The organism is Qipengyuania sp. (genome assembly GCF_042095715.1).
Classification (GTDB): domain Bacteria; phylum Pseudomonadota; class Alphaproteobacteria; order Sphingomonadales; family Sphingomonadaceae; genus Qipengyuania.
In genome coordinates this window covers 1-3461 of the sequence record NZ_JBELMO010000134.1, presented here as the reverse complement: position 1 = coordinate 3461, position 3461 = coordinate 1, and the positions used below count along the sequence as shown (strand labels likewise).

The following is a 3461-nucleotide window of genomic DNA, read 5'->3' as shown; positions in this document are numbered from 1 at the left end:
TCGTGAAATAATTGCACAAGATGTATAAGGCGAAACCAATGACAAAAAGCAGCCGCGCAGGATACGGCCGACATCGGCAATAGTGAAGCCCTCGGCATAGCTACCGTAAGCACGGAGCCCGTCGACAGGTTCGACTATTACCCCAGCGTTCCACAAAAGGTCTTTGAACGACGGAGATCCGCCCTCCACCTGCACCGAACCATAGCTGGCGAGCGTCTGGAAATCATCATTGGATAGCTGGACATTCTCATAGCGCAGGCCCCCTGCTACGCGAACAACTCCATCGGCGAGCGCCAGATTGCTCTGCAGAAACGGCGCGAGGCTGCGGAAATCGCTTTGCGGCACCCACACCCTGCCGGTCTGTACCAGCGATTGTTCCGTCTGATCAAAGAGAGCATCGAAGCCTGCCGTTAGAACGAGATCTTCCAGGCCGGGAATAGCGCGTTCGTAGCTAACCTTGCCGCCTAGTTTACGCGACTGGTTGGCAGACTGATCGAAGAGTGTCCTCGACGGATCGATTGCAGGATCTTGGAATGTCCCAAAAACTCCGCCGCCGAACACATCGTTCGTGCGGCTGTAGAAGCCCTGCAGGATGAGTGTGCCTCCACCCAGTTCGGGGTCCACGAGCGAAGCCGATAGGAGCTCTGCGGTATTGGAGGGAGGGTCGCCCGGTGTGACGCCGCGCACGCTGGTGGACGGGACACCTGTAGCGCGATCGCCAGGAACGATGACGTAATTGGCATTTCCCTCGAGTTCAAAACGGTTGGCCACCACTTCAAACCGTGCACCGCTCGCAAGGTCATACCCCAGGCGCGCAAAGACAGACCAGCTGTCGCTGTCCTGGATTTCCCCTTGTGTTCCATCGACCCCGATCCTGTTGCCAGCGCCATCGAAGAAGGCTCCACGCCGTTCGAGCGTTGCGCCGAAGCTCGCATCGAGCGGGCCGTCCCGATAACCCAGCAGGCCGCCTGATTTTGCTCCGATGCCTTCGCCGTCGAAACCGTCAGGCAGTGTAAGCTGGGCGAGTGCACGCACCGCAATGCCGTCCTCGCTCGGCGCACCGACCGTGACCTGGTTCACAACACCGCCAGTAGCGCCGACGCCCTGCAAGGCGTTCGAACCGTAGATCACTTCCACCCGATCGATGAAAAACGGGTCAATCGTATATCCATCACGCGAACCGTCTCGCACCGGTGTCGATTGGGGGATGCCGTTGATGGCGTAAAGCGGCGAACGGCCACGCAGGCTTTCGCCCGCCCCGCTCAGTTTTTCGCGGGTAGGCGAGAAGGAGGGCAAGAGCGCGGAGACTGCATCCACGGTCGAGCCGGAAATCTGCGCCTGGCGCTGGAGAGATTCACTGTCGATCACGTCCACAGTAAGCGGAAGGGCGCTTGCCGGTAGCTGGGTACGCGCCGCGGTAACGACGATTACGTCGCCGGACTGATCCATTTCGTCGGCCTCTGTTTGATGAACCGTCTGGGCCATGGCGGGCGAAACGAAAATGACTGCAAACGCGCTAGCGAGATATCGATACATGGACGGCTCCTTCAGAATCTGAAGGCGCCAATATTGAAATTGCGAATAATTCGCAATAGCAACATTGCGTTTTGCGGTGGTTGAACTGATCAGCGGCTCCGTGTCACAGCGTCGCACTTGGCTGAGCCAAAGGTTGGTCTCATGAAAGAATCAAAATAGATTCAAGCCGCGTACCCCCTCCAATGGCATTGCTTCACGGTCGAGCGGCAGGACCACGACCGAAGAGCGTATCGATGATGGGGCATTCTGGAACATTTCCGCCCTCGCAGCGGGCCGATACTTCGGCAAGGGTCTGCTCCAACCTTCTCAAGTCGGCAATCTTGGATCGCACGCTGGCCAGATGGTTACTGGTCAAATCCTGAACCTCGCCGCAGCTGTAGTCGTGCGAATCGACAAGGCTGAGCAGGCTTTTTAGCTCCTCGATCGAAAAACCCAGATCGCGGCCTCGCAGGATAAAGCCGAGCCGCGCCTGGTCGCCGGGTGAGTAGAGCCTGTGCCCGGTTGCCGTGCGCTCGGGCGGCTTAAGCAGACCGATCTTCTCGTAGTAGCGGATCGTCTCAAGGTTGCAGCCCGACTGTTTGGCCAGTTCGCCACGCTTGATCATTTGTGATGCTGTCATGAGCCAAATGCCAGTTAGTGCTTGAACCTGTAGTTACTACAGAGACTATATCGGTTTCCATGACCGATCAAACGCAAAAGAATGCGCACCAAATATGGGCAAGTGGAGGCGCGCTCGGCGCGATACTCGCCTCGTCCTGCTGTATTGCTCCGCTGTTGTTGCTGAGCCTGGGCATCGGCGGCGCATGGATCGGCAATCTTACCGCGCTCGAACCTTATAAATGGGTGTTTATCGCCATCGCGCTCCTCTTTCTGGGCCTTGGATTCCGGCACACCTATTTTCGGCAAGCCGAACCTTGCGAAGACGGAACATATTGCGCGCGGCCCGGAGCAAACCTGCTCGTCAAAAGCTCCCTGTGGCTGGCGACCGTATTGGTCGCTGCCTCGTCCACGGTCGAGTGGTGGGCGCCGCAATTCTACTAGGAGTTCGAAAGATGAAGAAGACGATGATCGTCGCAGTTGCGATACTGGGACTGGCCGGAGCGGGTATCTGGGCAGCGACCTTGTTTCCGCCAAACTCCGACGAACGGGTTCAACAAAATTCCGCGCATCTGCAATCGGCAAGTTTTGCGGTCGAGAATATGACCTGCGCGACCTGCCCGATAACGGTTCGGCGCGCGATGGAAGGCGTGGCAGGCGTGCACGAGGTGACTATCGATTACGAGACCAGGACGGCGACTGCGCAGTTCGATCCTGAGCGAACAACCACAAGCGCGATCGCCGCGGCGTCGACCGAGGCCGGATATCCGGCGATCCTTTCAGAGAGCGCGCTATGATCGAACTGAAGTCCGAGATCACATGCCCTACTTGCGGGTACAAAAAGCTCGAAAGAATGCCGACGGATGCCTGCTGGTTTTTCTACGATTGCAATGGTTGCGGTGTGAAACTCCGCCCCAATGCGGGCGATTGCTGTGTCTTCTGCTCATTCGGCACCATCCCCTGCCCGCCGATCCAGGAAACGCGTGCCGATCGCAAGGGCGCCACATGTTGCGGAGGGCGGTGAGATGAGTACGCGAAACTTCGATCTTATAGTGCTGGGTGTTGGTATGGCGGCCGTAAATGCCGCCAACAAATGCGCCTCAGCCGGTTGGTCGGTCGCGGTGGTCGACGCACTGCCTTATGGCGGCACCTGCGCCCTGCGCGGCTGCGATCCGAAGAAAATGCTCCGCCGCGGGGCGGAAATCATCGACGCAGCGCGGCTCATGCACGGCAAGGGCATCGAACCGAACGACATCGCCATCAACTGGCCCGATCTGGTAGCCTTCACGCAGACGTTCACCGACAAAATGCCCGGTCGGATCGAAAAC

General features: G+C 58.4%; 6 protein-coding genes. 4 read left to right on the top strand and 2 right to left on the bottom strand.

Features of this window, described 5'->3' with window-relative positions:
• Positions 1 to 1536 (bottom strand): TonB-dependent receptor (locus ACFDTG_RS16470; RefSeq protein WP_375292002.1); only part of this gene is annotated, 1536 nt, incomplete at its 3' end.
• Positions 1537 to 1729: 193 nt separating this feature from the next.
• A complete protein-coding gene (locus ACFDTG_RS16465) occupies positions 1730 to 2140 on the bottom strand; it encodes a helix-turn-helix domain-containing protein (protein ID WP_246449464.1) in 411 nt (136 codons plus the stop codon).
• A 74-nt stretch (positions 2141 to 2214) separates the two neighbouring features.
• Here ACFDTG_RS16465 and ACFDTG_RS16460 point away from each other — a divergent pair, with 74 nt between their 5' ends.
• From ACFDTG_RS16460 to ACFDTG_RS16445, 4 genes are all read left to right on the top strand, one after another.
• Positions 2215 to 2577, top strand: coding sequence for a mercuric transporter MerT family protein (locus ACFDTG_RS16460; protein ID WP_375292001.1), 363 nt, complete (start codon positions 2215 to 2217; stop codon positions 2575 to 2577).
• A gap of 11 nt (positions 2578 to 2588) precedes the next feature.
• Positions 2589 to 2930, top strand: coding sequence for a heavy-metal-associated domain-containing protein (locus tag ACFDTG_RS16455; RefSeq protein WP_047819462.1), 342 nt, complete (start codon positions 2589 to 2591; stop codon positions 2928 to 2930).
• A complete protein-coding gene (locus ACFDTG_RS16450; RefSeq protein WP_082379137.1) occupies positions 2927 to 3157 on the top strand; it encodes a GDCCVxC domain-containing (seleno)protein in 231 nt (76 codons plus the stop codon). The genes ACFDTG_RS16455 and ACFDTG_RS16450 overlap by 4 nt, the downstream gene beginning before the upstream one ends.
• Position 3158: 1 nt before the next feature.
• Positions 3159 to 3461, top strand: a 303-nt coding sequence (locus ACFDTG_RS16445; RefSeq protein WP_375292000.1) for an FAD-dependent oxidoreductase, incomplete at its 3' end; no start/stop codon positions are given.

Bases quoted from the DNA above. Each gene is read 5' to 3' on its own strand.
- ACFDTG_RS16450 (WP_082379137.1), top strand. From the start codon at position 2,927: ATGATCGAACTGAAGTCCGAGATCACATGCCCTACTTGCGGGTACAAA.
- ACFDTG_RS16465 (WP_246449464.1), bottom strand. From the start codon at position 2,140: ATGATCAAGCGTGGCGAACTGGCCAAACAGTCGGGCTGCAACCTTGAG.
- ACFDTG_RS16460 (WP_375292001.1), top strand. From the start codon at position 2,215: ATGACCGATCAAACGCAAAAGAATGCGCACCAAATATGGGCAAGTGGA.
- ACFDTG_RS16455 (WP_047819462.1), top strand. From the start codon at position 2,589: ATGAAGAAGACGATGATCGTCGCAGTTGCGATACTGGGACTGGCCGGA.